The 14,117-nt window shown below is 45.2% G+C and carries 14 protein-coding genes; 4 read left to right on the top strand and 10 right to left on the bottom strand.

What is annotated here, in order from left to right:
• Positions 1-152: 152 nt before the first annotated feature.
• The 7 genes from L0660_RS09125 to galE form a co-directional block, all read right to left on the bottom strand.
• Positions 153-485, bottom strand: a complete 333-nt coding sequence (locus L0660_RS09125) for an MGMT family protein (RefSeq protein ID WP_233797286.1) — start codon at positions 483-485, stop codon at positions 153-155.
• A complete protein-coding gene (locus L0660_RS09130) occupies positions 469-1,068 on the bottom strand; it encodes a DUF3109 family protein (protein ID WP_235159227.1) in 600 nt (199 codons plus the stop codon). The genes L0660_RS09125 and L0660_RS09130 overlap by 17 nt, the downstream gene beginning before the upstream one ends.
• 5 nt (positions 1,069-1,073) lie before the next feature.
• The gene (locus tag L0660_RS09135) at positions 1,074-3,605 is read right to left on the bottom strand and encodes a LysM peptidoglycan-binding domain-containing protein (RefSeq protein ID WP_235159228.1); all 2,532 of its coding nucleotides are present in this window, start codon (positions 3,603-3,605) and stop codon (positions 1,074-1,076) included.
• Positions 3,606-3,655: 50 nt separating this feature from the next.
• On the bottom strand, positions 3,656-4,297 hold the full coding sequence (locus L0660_RS09140) for an O-methyltransferase (RefSeq protein WP_235159229.1): 642 nt from the start codon (positions 4,295-4,297) through the stop codon (positions 3,656-3,658).
• Positions 4,298-4,337: 40 nt separating this feature from the next.
• On the bottom strand, positions 4,338-5,204 hold the full coding sequence (rfbA, locus tag L0660_RS09145) for a glucose-1-phosphate thymidylyltransferase RfbA (RefSeq protein WP_235159230.1): 867 nt from the start codon (positions 5,202-5,204) through the stop codon (positions 4,338-4,340).
• A gap of 62 nt (positions 5,205-5,266) precedes the next feature.
• Positions 5,267-6,322 carry a dTDP-glucose 4,6-dehydratase gene (gene rfbB, locus L0660_RS09150; RefSeq protein WP_235159231.1) on the bottom strand — a complete coding sequence of 352 codons (1,056 nt, stop codon included), beginning with the start codon at positions 6,320-6,322 and terminating at the stop codon, positions 5,267-5,269.
• The gene (gene galE, locus L0660_RS09155; RefSeq protein WP_233797280.1) at positions 6,319-7,338 is read right to left on the bottom strand and encodes a UDP-glucose 4-epimerase GalE; all 1,020 of its coding nucleotides are present in this window, start codon (positions 7,336-7,338) and stop codon (positions 6,319-6,321) included. Before galE ends, rfbB begins: the two co-directional genes overlap by 4 nt.
• A gap of 179 nt (positions 7,339-7,517) precedes the next feature.
• Here galE and L0660_RS09160 point away from each other — a divergent pair, with 179 nt between their 5' ends.
• Positions 7,518-8,366 carry a transglutaminase-like domain-containing protein gene (locus tag L0660_RS09160; RefSeq protein ID WP_235159232.1) on the top strand — a complete coding sequence of 283 codons (849 nt, stop codon included), beginning with the start codon at positions 7,518-7,520 and terminating at the stop codon, positions 8,364-8,366.
• Position 8,367: 1 nt separating this feature from the next.
• Here the strand turns inward: L0660_RS09160 and L0660_RS09165 are convergent, their stop codons facing one another.
• Positions 8,368-8,997, bottom strand: coding sequence for a 4'-phosphopantetheinyl transferase superfamily protein (locus L0660_RS09165; protein ID WP_235159233.1), 630 nt, complete (start codon positions 8,995-8,997; stop codon positions 8,368-8,370).
• 56 nt (positions 8,998-9,053) lie between these two features.
• On the opposite strand from L0660_RS09165, the gene L0660_RS09170 reads away from it, so the two are divergent.
• From L0660_RS09170 to folB, 3 genes are all read left to right on the top strand, one after another.
• Positions 9,054-9,956, top strand: coding sequence for a WD40 repeat domain-containing protein (locus L0660_RS09170; protein ID WP_235159234.1), 903 nt, complete (start codon positions 9,054-9,056; stop codon positions 9,954-9,956).
• A 104-nt stretch (positions 9,957-10,060) separates the two neighbouring features.
• On the top strand, positions 10,061-11,128 hold the full coding sequence (locus tag L0660_RS09175) for a DivIVA domain-containing protein (RefSeq protein WP_235159235.1): 1,068 nt from the start codon (positions 10,061-10,063) through the stop codon (positions 11,126-11,128).
• Positions 11,129-11,134: 6 nt separating this feature from the next.
• Positions 11,135-11,485 carry a dihydroneopterin aldolase gene (folB, locus tag L0660_RS09180; RefSeq protein WP_082216098.1) on the top strand — a complete coding sequence of 117 codons (351 nt, stop codon included), beginning with the start codon at positions 11,135-11,137 and terminating at the stop codon, positions 11,483-11,485.
• A gap of 91 nt (positions 11,486-11,576) precedes the next feature.
• On the opposite strand, the gene L0660_RS09185 is transcribed toward folB, so the two are convergent.
• Both L0660_RS09185 and L0660_RS09190 read right to left on the bottom strand, forming a co-directional pair.
• Positions 11,577-12,788: a saccharopine dehydrogenase family protein gene (locus L0660_RS09185; RefSeq protein ID WP_235159236.1), complete on the bottom strand. Its 1,212-nt coding sequence runs from the start codon at positions 12,786-12,788 to the stop codon at positions 11,577-11,579.
• A gap of 92 nt (positions 12,789-12,880) precedes the next feature.
• Positions 12,881-14,086 (bottom strand): sorbosone dehydrogenase family protein, encoded by a 1,206-nt coding sequence (locus tag L0660_RS09190; RefSeq protein WP_235159237.1) that lies wholly within the window; start codon positions 14,084-14,086, stop codon positions 12,881-12,883.
• Positions 14,087-14,117 lie beyond the last annotated feature (31 nt).

The raw sequence follows: 14,117 nt of genomic DNA on the forward strand, positions 1-14,117 counted from the left end.
TAAGCCATTGATTGAATTACCCCGTAAGTATGCTTTGATAAGACCTAGCCGGAATTCTGCACTATGTTTTCTGTTTCTGCCCATAAAAATGCCCCCAAGAAGTGTCTAACTTTTTGGGGGCAGTGCAAAATGGATGAAGAGCCTTTCTTTTGTTAACTAAGTTCCTTTTCAGGATCCCAAAAGTATTTTTCCCAATGCTGAATGCGGCCATCCTTCACCTCTACGCCCTCACTTTCCAGCCGTTCCTGCATAGTGGTAGGCGTCTCGAAAAGGTGCCGCGCGCTTAATTCCCCTTGCTTGTTCACAACCCGGTGAGCGGGGAGCCCATGTTCGGTATATCCGCTGCTCATGGCCCAGCCCACCATTCTGGCGCCACGTTTGGAGCCGAGGTAAGCGGCAATTGCACCATAGGAAGTAGCGCGGCCAGCCGGAATTTGCCTTACTACATCGTAAACATCAGTGAAAAAATCATTTCCCTGCTTCATGCTCTCTTAGTCGGCTTTCTTTGCGCTCCTCAATTTCCTGCGTAAGCTGATTGTACCATTTCGGCCCATAAGCGCGGATGAGCGGATCTTTAAGAAACTTATAAACCGGAACACCCAATTCCTCACCTAAGCTGCACGCAGGACTGCATATTTCCCAGCGATCGTAATTCAGCGCGTGATACTGTTCGTATTTAGTAACCCTTATCGGGTACAGATGGCAGGAAATCGGCTTTTTGTAAGCAATTTTCCCATCGTTATAAGCCTGTTCGATGCCGCATTTTAAAATGCCCCTTTCGTCATAAAGGGCATAAGCACATTCCTTTCCATTAATGATAGGCGTTACATAGTCGCCGTCCCAATCCTTGGTATATGTTCCTTCTTTCGCAATGACATCTTTGCCTGCCTGTGTCAGATAGGGCTCAACGTGCGGGTAGATCTCATCGAGGATAGCAAGCTCATCTTCGTCCAGCGGTGCACCCGAATCTCCCTCCACACAGCAAGCGCCTTTGCATTTGTCTAAATTGCAGACAAACAGCTGGTCTTCAATGTCATCACTAATACATGTATTGTCAATGAGTATCATATCAATTATTGTTGCGGGATTTTTAGCTTTTGTCCCACCATAACACTATTTCCCGACATATTGTTTAATCGCTTGATGTCTTCCACGTTTGTGTGGTAAGTTTGTGAAATGCGGAAGAGTGTTTCACCGGCAGCCACCGTATGCGTTTGTGTTCCCGAAGAACGCGAGCCTGGCGATGGAGCAGCAGCAGGCGCTTCCGAAGCCGTTCTTCTTACTCTCAAACGCTGTCCTGACTTCAACGGAGAAGCGCCATTCAGATCATTAAGGTCATATAACTCTTTCACAGACAAGCCGTAAGCCTTGGAAATGCTGTAATAGGTTTGTCCGCCCTGAACCACATGGTATTCACTTCCCGAACTTGTCGCTGTGCGGGTTTCGTGCTTGATCTCTTCGGGTGTTTTGAATGTTTCAGCAGGCTCGGTGCGCACGACTGTGATTTTCTCAGGCTCCTGGGTGGTTTTGGCGGGCGTTTCTCTTGTAGGCGCAGCGGTTGCTGGTGCAGCGCTAGCTGTTTCCGCAGGCGCGCCCTTGCTTACATTGAGTCGCTGGCCAACGACCAATCTGCCCGGTGTATTTTTATTCAATGCGATGAGCTCTCTCAATGTCAGGTTGTATTTGCTGGCAATGCTAAAATACGTATCACCCGATTGCACAGTATGGAACGAAGCTTTTTCTGTCGCAGCCGGCTTTTCCGGTGCAGCCGTTTTAGGCTCTGCAGCGGCTTCTCTCGCCGCTCTTTCCTCTGCCGCAGCCCTTTGTTTCATATATACAGAAGTTTCGGAAGTAGCACGCGTATCGTTGGGCGTAACCACTTTGGAAGGAGATGAGGAAGTAGCCACAGGCCTTTCCTCGGCCGATTTGAAAGACGTATCCGCATTGTCCTGTGTAATAATTACAACGCGATCACCCGCTTGCTGGCTCACCGGTTCAGTAGGAACTGACGCAGGCACGTTCGTAGCGGTTTTTACGGTTGGATTCGTCTGAATGTTGGCAGCAGCAGGCGTGGCAGCTGCAACCGGCGCATTTGTTACCGGAGGATTCGCGATGGCTGGTGCGCTGGCCGTTTCTTCTTTCTTTTCAACCAACACAGGCGTATATTTTTTCCGTCCCGAGGGTTTGTCAGGAATTACATTAGTATTAGCTGCTGGCGCGGCGGCGATAACATCCTCTTTTTTAGCAATAACCGAATCCTTTTTGCCAGGTGATGGTTGTGGCGGTGCAATGATCTCTATCGGCTGTTTTTTAGGTCTCTTTTTGGTCAGAAACAAAACCTGTCCTGTCTGGATAGGGTAATTGCGGCTTGTTGTGCGGTTGTATTTTAAAAGGCTTACCAGACGGATACCGTATTGCTGGGATACGCTGTGCCAGGTATCGCCAGGTCTGGCTGTGTGAAATGGTGTGGATGCTTTTTTGTGTTTTTTGGCCAAATAATAAACCTGACCAGGAATCAGCTGCATTTCGGCAACCATATCATTGAAGCGCATAAACTTAGGTGCGCTCATTCTGCCAGCTTTTGCCAATGTTTTGGGCTTGTCATCGGCGCGTGCCTGTGCTCCGGCTAAACCATTAATTTCATACAAATCCGGACCATTAGGATCAGATGAATTTGCAGGCATTTTTTTCAAAACAGGGTAGCCGGTGTCTTCATAAACAGACGCAACAGCAGTTTGCTGAGGTGGCAATGATAATTTTTCACGAACAGAAGCAAGCTGATCGGCCGGAACCGGGATGGTTACCAGATATTGGCGGTCATTTGGGATTTTATCGTCCGTCAACCACCTGTTGAAACTTTTTAGATCGGCAGAAGATACGCCCAATGATGCAGAAATATCATCAAGTGTTTTACCCTTGCCATAATCCGCTTCGAGAAGCACCAGTTTGTTCGCTGTTTTATATTTCTCAATACCAGCTTCCAACGCGATTTTATGTGCAAAAAACCGCAGCATATAGCGGTCTGTTTTCCCTGTCAATGTCACTTCCCGAGCATACGCCCAGTCGGCCGGAACCACCTTTTTTACACCGCCTGCTCCCTGATAATAGGAGTAAAGTGTTGTAACCCAGTTGTTAAATTGCTGATTATTCTTTTTCAGATACCAGGCTGCCGCGTGTGTGGAAGCGCTGATGTTTTTCCTTTCATCTACATCATTATCAACCCGCAGATTCAACTCCCTCGCCGTCTCCGGCTTGAATTGCCAGTAACCCACCGCATTGGAAGAAGACACAACGTCCGGGCGGAAAGAACTTTCCTGAACGGCCAGATATTTAAAGTCGATAGGAACTTCTTCATCCATTAATATGCCCTCGACAATAGGAAAATGAAGCACGGCGCGGTCCATTTTTTCTTCCCAAAACTTCTTATTGGACATCAGGTTTTTTACATCTTCTTCAATAATGTCCTGGGCACTCCTGTCCAGCTTAACATTAATTCCACCAAATGAAATGCTGGAAGGAATCTCCGGGTAAGCTTGGGCAATGACGTTGCTGTTGGCAATAAGCAGCAGCATCCAGGCAACTGTAATGTACTTGATGTTATTCATGAAAGTCCTGGCCATAAATTGTAAATGCTTGGCTGAATGTGTTTTGTGAATTATAATTTCTGGAGAATCATCAACCCATCCCGGATAGGAAGCAGAATGTTGGAAACGCGGCTGTCGTCGTGAACCATTTTGTTGAAGTCCAGTAACGCCTGAGTATCCTTGTCAATTTTGATATCGTCCTGAATTACCTTGCCGCTCCAAAGTACGTTATCGGCGATTAAAAAACCTCCAGTCCGCACTTTTTCTATGCAAAGATTGAAGTAATTCGTGTAGTTGATCTTGTCGGCGTCGATAAAGACCAGGTCAAAAGTCCCGTTCAGTGTTGGTATAATGTCGGTTGCTTTACCAATCTGGTAATCAATAGAATCGGCGAAAGGAGAATGGGCGAAAAAGCGGCGCGTGAAAGTTTCCAGCTCTTCATTAATGTCGATGGTGATCAGCTTACCGCCTGCATTCAGTCCTTCGCAAAGACATAACGCAGAATATCCCGTATAAGTACCGATCTCGAGAATGTTGTCCGGACGGATCATCCGGGATATCATCGACAAAAATCTGCCTTGAAGGTGCCCGGACAGCATACGCGGATTAAGAATGTTTGCGTGCGTCTCTCGATTCAAAGACTTCAGCAATGCACTCTCATCCTCCGTATGTGCTACGGAATACGCCTCAATTTCCTCTGCCAGAAACTTCATTTTATCTTAATGCTTGACTAAACGCAATGTGACCGTGAAATCAGACATTGGCAACAATGCGCTCCAGATAGGTTCCATAACCACTTTTAACCAATGGTTTGGCGATTTCACGCAATTGTTCCGCATTAATAAAGCCCATCCGGTAAGCGATCTCCTCAATGCAGCCCACTTTCAAGCCCTGGCGCTCTTCAATTACCTGAACAAACTGTCCGGCTTGCATTAGCGACTGGAATGTGCCCGTATCGAGCCAGGCAGTTCCGCGGTTCAAAACGCCCACTTTCAATTTACCGCGTTCCAGGTAAACCCGGTTTACGTCTGTAATTTCCAGCTCGCCGCGTGGGGAAGGAGGGATCGTTTTTGCGATTTCCACCACATCATTATCATAAAAATAAAGGCCCGGAACCGCGTAATTGGATTTAGGAGCTTCCGGTTTTTCCTCAATAGAAAGCACATTATTGGTCTTATCAAATTCCACAACGCCATAACGCTCCGGATCATGCACCTGATAAGCGAAAATCACTCCGCCATCAGGGTCATTGTTGGATTGCAGCAACTGTGAAAGCCCCGAACCGTAAAATATGTTGTCGCCCAGGATCAGGGCAACTTTATCATTTCCAATAAAATCTTCACCGATAATGAATGCCTGAGCAAGTCCGTCGGGGCTTGGCTGAACGGCATAAGTAAATTCGCAACCCAGGCGGCTGCCATCTCCTAATAATTTCTCAAAATGCGGCAGATCGTGAGGAGTTGAAATAATCAGTATTTCACGGATCCCCGCCAGCATTAAAATTGATAACGGATAGTATATCATTGGTTTATCATAAACAGGCATAAGCTGTTTACTAACTGCCAATGTCAATGGGTGCAAACGGGTCCCGGATCCACCGGCCAGAATAATTCCTTTCATTATGAGATCGTTGGTAAGCGTAAATTAATGAGTTGTCCCTGCTGACTACGCGTCTGGGTGAACTATCTGTCCGAATACATTTCGGTGTAATATTTCTGGTAATTGCCCGAAGTGACGTTATTAAGCCATTCCTGGTTGTTCAGATACCAGTCTACCGTTCTTTCAAGCCCTTCTTCAAATTGCAGCGAAGGTTTCCAGCCAAGTTCGTTAGAGAGTTTGGTTGCGTCGATCGCATAGCGCAGGTCATGGCCGGCGCGGTCTGTCACGTAAGTGATGAGTTTTTCTGTTTCCCCTTTCTCGCGGCCCAGTTTCTGGTCCATAATGCTGCAAAGCAACAAGACAAGGTCCAGGTTTTTCCATTCGTTATGGCCGCCGATGTTGTAGGTTTCGCCGTTTTTGCCATCGTGGAAAATCACGTCAATAGCAATAGCGTGGTCTTCTACAAAAAGCCAGTCGCGGATGTTTTCACCTTTTCCATAAACAGGAAGTGGTTTTTGCTGGATAATGTTGTGGATCATCAGCGGGATCAGCTTCTCTGGGAAATGGTTTGGTCCGTAGTTGTTGGAGCAATTAGAAATAACAACCGGCAATTTATAAGTATTGTGGTAAGCCCTTACAAAATGGTCCGAAGAAGCCTTCGAGGCCGAATAAGGCGAACGTGGATCGTAACTTGTCGTTTCAGTAAAGAATGTGCCCGGATCGTGCAGTTCACCATAAACTTCGTCTGTAGAGACGTGGTAAAAGCGGCGGTCTGTGAAATCATCTTTCCATGCTTTTTTTGCCGCATTCAAAAGATTTACGGTTCCAACCACATTGGTCATCACAAATGACATCGGATCGGAAATAGACCGGTCCACATGCGATTCAGCCGCTAAGTGAATGATGCCATGAAAATCATTTTTACTAATGAGCTTGTCAATGAATTCGGCATCAACAATGTCGCCTTTTACAAATGTGTAGTTAGGCGCGTTCTCAATGTCTTTTATATTTTCAAGGTTACCCGCGTAGGTGAGGGCGTCGAGGTTGTATATATGATAATCCGGATGAAAGTTTACAAAACGGCGCACGACGTGTGAACCAATAAAACCTGCACCACCTGTGATTAAGATCTTTTTCATTGTTGAGCTGTTATTTTTAGTTGCCAATTCCATGCGTCTTTCAAAGCATCCGCCATGGTTTTTTCGGCATGCCATTTCATTACATTATTCACTTTATCAGACTGCGCGTAGATTTTTTCAACATCTCCTTCGCGGCGTGGCCCGATGGTATAATTCAGTTTCACACCATTCACTTCTTCAAATGTGTTGATCAGATCAAGAACCGTGTAACCTTCTCCTGTTCCAACATTGAAGACATCATAGTAGTCTGTTTCTTGTTGTTCATCCAAAAGTTCAAGTGCTTTCACGTGCGCTTTTGCAAGATCTACAACATGTATAAAATCGCGGATGCAAGTTCCGTCCGCCGTGTCGTAATCATTTCCAAAAACGGTAAGTGACTTGCGAAGTCCGGCTGCAGTCTGCGTAATAAACGGCACCAGATTGCTCGGAACACCATTCGGAAGCTCGCCGATCAGGGATGATTCATGAGCGCCGATGGGATTGAAATAACGAAGTGAGATTGCTTTTACACCGGATTTGGCATACACATAATCGCGGATAATGTCTTCTCCGATCGCTTTGGTGTTACCGTAAGGTGAATTGGCAGGCTTGCGTGGCGTGTTTTCAGTTACCGGGATCGCATCTGGCTGACCGTAAACTGTACACGATGAAGAGAATACGAAATTGGGCACTTTAAATTCCTGAGCCGCACGCAATAGAACAAGCAGGGAAATCAGGTTGTTTTCGTAATAATTAAGCGGCTTTTCAACAGACTCACCCACGGCCTTATAAGCAGCAAAGTGAATGATGCCGTCAAATTTCTCTTTTTCAAACAGCGCCTTGATCTTTTCAGAGTCATTGCAATCGATTTCGTAAAATGGAAAATCCTTGCCGGTAATTTTTTTTATCCCTTCCAGAACGCCGAGATTTGAATTGTAGAGATTGTCGACGATGACTGGCTCAAATCCTGCTTTATCTAGTTCAACAACAGTGTGAGAACCAATAAAGCCGGCTCCTCCCGTAACAAGAATTTTCATGTGCTCTTTGCTTAATTAAAAAAAATATTGTGGTATAGATGGTGGAAAAATAGAAGCTGAACATTCAAAATCTGCTCCGTTAGCCAGCTTTTTTTCCGGGCAAAAGTAGAAAATTTGATGTCCATAAAAAAAAAATGTTTTTATTTATCCGTTGGTTGTTAAATGCAGATTTGAGGAAAATGAACCAGAGAGAAATTAAAGCACTGATATCCTTGCTTGATGACGAAGATCATGAAGTGAGCCAGCATGTGGAGGGGAAAATCTTGTCGTTGGGTGGCAATGTCATACCATTTCTCGAAACCGAGTGGGAGGAAAGCTTCAACCCGATTGTGCAGCGTAAAATAGAAGAGTTGATACACGAATTGCAGCTGAGCATCATGATTGAGCGCTTGCAATCGTGGAAAAATGGCGGTGCGCTGGATTTGCTCGAAGGAATGTGGATCATTTCGACTTACCATTATCCGGATCTTTCCATGGAAAAACTCCGGACCACGATTGAACAGCTTTATTACGACATATGGATCCAGTTTCAGGAAGAAATGAATGCTGTAGACCAGATCAAGCGTATTAACAGCATCTTTTTTGGAGTGATGAACTTCGCGGCGAACACCAAAAACTTTCATTCGCCTTCTAATTCCATGGTTAATGTTGTGCTGGAAAGCCGGAGGGGAAACCCGATCACATTGTGCGTGATCTACCTTTTAATTGCCAGAAAGCTGGGAATGCCTGTTTACGGCGTGAACCTGCCGAATCTATTCGTGCTGACTTACAAAAACGACAAGACGCAGTTTTATATCAATGTTTTTAACAGGGGAATTATTTTTTCCAAAACAGACATTGACCATTATATCGCGCAGCTCAACATTAAGTCGAAGGAGATATTTTACCAGCCTTGTACAAACCTCGAAATTGTGCAGCGGGTGTTGCGTAACTTGATTTTATCTTACGAGAAGACGAGTGAGCAGGATAAAATAAAGGAAATTGAGAAGATCCTGAAGTCAACATTGGACGATATGCCTGATTTATAGGCTATAATGCAATGGCCAGGCAATGTTGATCAAACCACCTGACGGTTATATTGGCCTCGATATCCCTGCCAAGATCTGTCAGCCTGCCCTTTAATAGTAGTGCGTCTTTGTCAAAAGGTTCTATATATATGGAATCTTTGAAACTGACCTTTTTCTTGCCATATAACTTATATAGCGCCTCTTTTGCACACCAATACATGCATAGGAGTGCAATTTCATCGCCGGTATGCTCAAATTCCGGTTGAGATAGATATTTTTTGGAAGTGCGCTGCAGTTTTGCGTCCATTTTCTCCATATCAATGCCCACAGCCGCAGGCGGATTAATGGCAACGGCAACAAAATCGTTGGTATGGGTTATGGAAATGTGCGAATCGTTATCGATCAGGAACGCCTTGCCGTGCTCGTCCTTGTAAGTCCCGATGTAATTGATGTCGAATTGTTCAGCAATAATCTTGATCAGCAGCCTGCTGGCCAGCCACTCACGCAATTTTTGCGGATGCGTGATCGCTGAAAGTTCATCCGCATTATAGGCATAACCCAGCGTTTCTTTGAGCTCCGTTTCAGTTTCGGTAAGCTTCCAAAGCAGCAGCGTACTGGACTCTTCGATCATTTCGGAATGAACGAGCGGCATAATTATTCTGTTTACAATTTCTATTTTTGACGCTCAATCCCTATCGCAAGTAAAGCATGAACATTCGCAAAGTAGATACTTTTTCCGGTCATAGAGACAGTGTTTATACAATTATTTCTGACAACACTTCTCATGGCTTTTACTCTGCTGGCGGCGATGGTTTTGTAATTCAATGGGACCTTAATAAACCCGATCTGGGAAATCTCGTCGCCCGTGTGGGTGTTTCGGTATATGCATTAGGTCTTGAAAAAGAAAACAATGCACTTTGGATCGGGCAAAACTACGAAGGCATCCAGGTGCTTGACATTGCCGAAAACAAGATTGAAAAAACCTCAAAGATCACCACAGCGCCTATTTTTGATATTCAGTTTTTTGACAACAAGGCATTGATTGCATTGGGCGACGGTGTAATCGTGGTCATGGACATTGCTTCTTTTGCGGTTCAGAAGCACATTAAAGTCTCCGGCAAGAGCATCCGAACCATTGCAATCAACCATGAAACACGTGAATTTGCGGTAGGCGACAGCGATTTTAATGTCAATATCTTCGATTTGGACGGTTTTGTGTTAAAAAAGACGATCCAATCGCATGGTAACTCAGTATTTTCCGTTAAGTATTCACCGGACGGTAAATATCTCTTTACAACGGGCCGGGACGCACACATCAAAATATGGGACGTAAATGACGCCTATGGGATGGTTTTAGACATTCCGGCACATTTATATGCGGTCAACGACATTAGTTTCAGCCCCGACCGCACATTATTCGCCTCCTGCAGCATGGACAAATCGGTAAAGGTTTGGGATGCTGTTACTTTTAAACTCAAAAAGATCATTGACCGTGCCAGGCATGCGGGGCATGGGACTTCGGTTAACAAACTGCTCTGGACGAGCTATGAAAACCAGTTGATTTCATGCAGCGACGACCGGATGATTTCGGTTTGGGAAGTGGCTGAATAGTATACTTATAATATGGGATTATTGGTAAATACTTTGAAAAATGATCCATATATCTTTAACTTACACGACCGTTTTTAACTAAGTAACAAAGCATAGATTGCATCATGAAAATATCCGCTATAGACATACGCAAGCACACTTTTGAAAAGATTTTCAGAGGTTATGACCCGGACGAAGTAGATGCTTTTCTTAATTCGTTGTCCCAGGAATGGGAGCGTTTTTCAAGCGAAAATAGTCTTTTGAAAATGCAGCTTGAATATGCTGAGAAAGAGCTTAGCAAGCTAAAAGACATTGAATCTACGCTGTTCAGAACATTAAAAGCGGCAGAAGATACCAGCAAGCTGATTGAAAAAGAAGCCAATGAAAATGCTGAAAAACGAATTGAAGAATCCCGGACAACTGCCAATGATCTGGTAAGTGAAGCCGAAAACAGGACGAACCTGATCATCCGTGAAACGGAGGACAGGCTGAAACGTTTCAAAGAAGATTTTGCTGCCGAAGTGAAATTGCAGGAACGTGATTTCCGTGCAATAGAGAATTTCAGGGATAACCTGATTGTGCAGCTTTCTTCACTGGCCAACAACACCATTGAAACGGTCGAAAGGTTTGAGCAGAAATATGATAAGCAGTCCGTTTTGAATAAAATGGAAGAGATCAAGCAGCATATTTCTGAGATTGAAATTCCTAAGAAAGCTTCGTTCCTGACTGAGCCAAGAGTTGTTCCACAATTGGAAGAAGCGTCAGAAACGGAGGCGGAAGTGGTTTTGCAGGATGACGAACCTGAGGTGTTATTTGAAGTTGTTGATGCGGAGGATGAAGTAGTGGTGGATGAGGAAGAAGAATTTGTTCCGCAAATAGCCTATGAAGACGAGGAACCTGAAATGTTGAATGAAGTCGTTGAAGTAGAGCCGGAAGCTTTCTCGGAACCGGAGCCGGTTGAAGAAGAAATTGCATACAGCTTAAAAGAAGAGCCAAGAACTGCAGCTGAGGATTCGGCAGCAGCATTAGCTGAGCTGCAACGCACAGCCCGCGAGCGCGAAGCGGAGCTAAACAGAGAAACGGAAAGAGTAAGGGAAAACGAGCGGGTTAGAGAAAACACGCCGGTTAACCGTCCACGCGTTCCTGAAAACCAGCCGAAGAAAACCGGAGGTTCATTTTTTGATCAAATCTAGAATACATTGGGAACAATAAGTCTTGAAGGTCTGGAGTTCTTTGCATACCACGGCTATTATCCTGAGGAGCAACGAATTGGAAATAAATATGCATTAGACATCATCATCACAGCCGACTTCATCAAGGCTGCACAAGAAGATAAGCTAAGCGAAACAGTCAACTACGAAACGATCTACCAAATCGCTTCCAAAGTAATGAAAGAACCAGCCAAGCTGCTGGAACACATTGGTTTTACAGTTATTGAAAAAATAAGGGAACATTACCCGGTTGTAGCCAACATCACAGTCCGGGTCTCCAAGTTCAATCCACCCGTAGGAGGCGTTTGTACCAGAGCGATGATTACTATGGAAGGGTAGAGTAATATGACCCTGTCATGCTGAGCGGAGCCGAAGCACGCTACTCCTTGGTACCGTGCTTCGACTCCGCTCAGCATGACAGGGTTATTAATTAATACTCATGCGGCAGCGGCACATTGATCCGCTCATTCCAAGGCAACCCATGCTGGTTTAGTAAGTCCATAAATGGATCCGGGTTTAGCTCTTCTACATTGTAGACGCCTGGCTTCATCCATTCTTCATTAGTGAGCATTAACATTGCGCCGATCATGGCTGGGACGCCGGTGGTGTAACTTACTGCTTGTGCGCGCACTTCGCGATAGCATTCGGCGTGGTCGCAGTTGTTCCAGACATAGTAGGTTTTTTCTTCACCACCTTCGATGCCTTTGATCTGGCAACCGATGGATGTTTGGCCTGAATAATTTTCTCCCAACGAATCCGGTGCCGGAAGCACGGCTTTCAGGAATTCAAGCGGGACAATGTCCATGCCATTGAATTTGATGGGCTTAATGCTTGTCATACCCACATTTTCAAGCACATTTAAATGCGTGATATAAGCCTGGCCGAATGTCATCCAGAAACGCGCGCGCTTCAATGTCGGGAAGTTTTTTACAAGGGATTCCAGTTCTTCGTGGTAAAGCACATAGCTCTCCTTTGGTCCGATCCCAGGATATTCGATAGGCTTGTGAATGGACATAGCGGGAATTTCAATCCACTCGCCATTTTCCCAGTAACGACCTGGCTGGGTAATTTCACGGATGTTGATCTCCGGATTGAAGTTCGTTGCAAACGCTTTCCCGTGATCGCCTGCATTACAGTCGATGATGTCCAGGTAATGCATTTCATCAAAATGATGTTTATTGGCATATGCAGTGAAAACCTGCGTTACGCCCGGATCGAAGCCGCAGCCCAAAACGGCCATTAAACCAGCCTCTTTAAATCTCTCCTGATAAGCCCATTGCCAGCTGTATTCAAATTTGGCAACATCTTTTGGCTCATAATTGGCTGTGTCCAGATAATGTACACCCGTTGCCAGACATGCCTCCATAATCGTCAGATCCTGGTAAGGCAAGGCAACATTGATCAGTAACTTTGGTTGAAAACGTTTGATCAGAAGCACTGTTTCTGCAACGATATCTGCATCGACTTGTGCCGTTTGAATGGTGACACCGTGCATTTCCTGAATTTCAGCAGCGATTTTATCGCACTTCGATTTGGTACGGCTGGCCAGCATAATTTCCGTAAAAACATTGCTGTTCAGCGCACATTTATGGGCTACAACACTTCCAACCCCACCTGCACCAATGATCAGAACCTTAGACATTTTGTTTCGTTTAAGTTAAAAGACTTCCCAGGTTTTGAAACCTGGAAAGTCTTGTCGAATATCCCGCAAAGATAGAATGACCGCTTAAACTTTCAATTTAAATTTCCGTTAACCAGCTTCATTATCTTGCCTTCGCCGTAATTCAGATAGTAAACCTCACCGCTCAGATCCTGGGCGAAGGAAGAAATAGCACCTTTGCTTTCAAACAGCATGGCATTGCTCTTCTTTTTGTCACCATCCAGTTCCAGCGCCCAGATTCTTCCGCTGGCAAAATCGCCATATATGTATTTGCCTGCCAAACTTTTAATGGATGTTCCCCTGTAAACGTAGCCGCCAGTTATAGATCTGTCGCCATTGCTTTGGACATAATCATGGATCGGTTCGATAAGGCCCTGTCCATTGCAATTGGATGAAGGCTCGTAGCAATCCACTCCTTCTTTGAGCTTCCAGCCGTAATTTCCACCTTTGGTAATGATGTCAATTTCTTCGCGCTTGTTCTGCCCTACATCCCCGGCAAAAAGGCGGCCATTATCCATATCAAAGCTGATCCGCCAGGGATTCCGCAGACCATAAGCATATATTTCAGGCAGGAAACCATCATTATTTCCAACCGGATATGGATTATCTGCGGGAATGCCATAATTGCCTTTTCCAGTCCCGTTGACATCCACACGAAGGATTTTTCCCAGCATTGATTTACGGTTTTGCGCATTGTTTTGCGGGTCACCGCCGCTGCCGCCATCGCCTGTGGCAATGTACAAAAAGCCATCCTTGCCGAATTGCATCGAGCCGCCATTGTGGTTATCGTAAGGCTGGTTAAATGTAAACAGGACCGTTTCGCTGGAAGGATCGGCGCGTTCAGCTGTGGCTGTGGAGGCTTTGTAGCGTGCTATGACGGTTTTTAAAGGATTTCCGGCCGTGTAATTAAGATAAAAGAAGCCGTTGGTCTTGAAATCCGGATGGAAAGCCAGCCCGAGCAGGCCGCGTTCACCGCCATCCTGGACTTTGTTTTTAATATCTAAAAAAACAGCGCTGCTTGAAACAGTCGCATTGTTTTGAAAAACCCTGATAACTCCCGACTGCTCAACAACGAAAAAACGGGTGCTATCTCCGGGAATCTGCTTCATATCCACCGGATCTACAAATTTCAAGGCAGGGAACGTATCTTTGGTTTTAAGGGTCGTATCGGCGTTTCCGATTGTGCCGGGGTCCTCTGTAATATCCTTGTCCTTGGAACAGGAAGTGGTTGCGACGCCTAATAACAGAAGGAAGAATATTGGAAAAGAATAAAGGCTCATGACGTTGAAGTTTTATTTAACAACGTGATGA

This window comes from Dyadobacter sp. CY351, assembly GCF_021502625.1.
Taxonomy (GTDB): Bacteria; Bacteroidota; Bacteroidia; order Cytophagales; family Spirosomataceae; genus Dyadobacter; species Dyadobacter chenhuakuii.